This window comes from Larkinella sp. C7 (assembly GCF_006149005.1).
Taxonomy (GTDB): domain Bacteria; phylum Bacteroidota; class Bacteroidia; order Cytophagales; family Spirosomataceae; genus Larkinella.
In genome coordinates this window covers 1-223 of sequence record NZ_VBSL01000104.1, presented here as the reverse complement: position 1 = coordinate 223, position 223 = coordinate 1, and the positions used below count along the sequence as shown (strand labels likewise).

Annotated in this window: 1 protein-coding gene; it reads left to right on the top strand. The window is 46.6% G+C overall.

The features are described 5' to 3' along the window. Positions 1-223: SH3 domain-containing protein (locus FH871_RS34570; RefSeq protein ID WP_212768336.1), on the top strand; the 223-nt coding region annotated here is incomplete at both ends.

Sequence of the window (223 nt, the reverse complement as noted above, 5' to 3'; positions counted from 1 at the left end):
GACCAAGCAGTTCAAACACAAGCGACAGAAGTGGTCAGTCCGGCTTCCGTGACTACAGCAGTTCAAGAAGTTGGCAAGGATATTCCAAGCTCGGGTTATTATACTTATCCTGAACGCACAGAGGTAAAGAATAGTCCGTCAGCTTCAGCACCTTTGGCCTTCTATGCTAATGCTGGCGACCGAGTTTACTACGACCAAGTCATCAATCAAGATGGCTATCAAT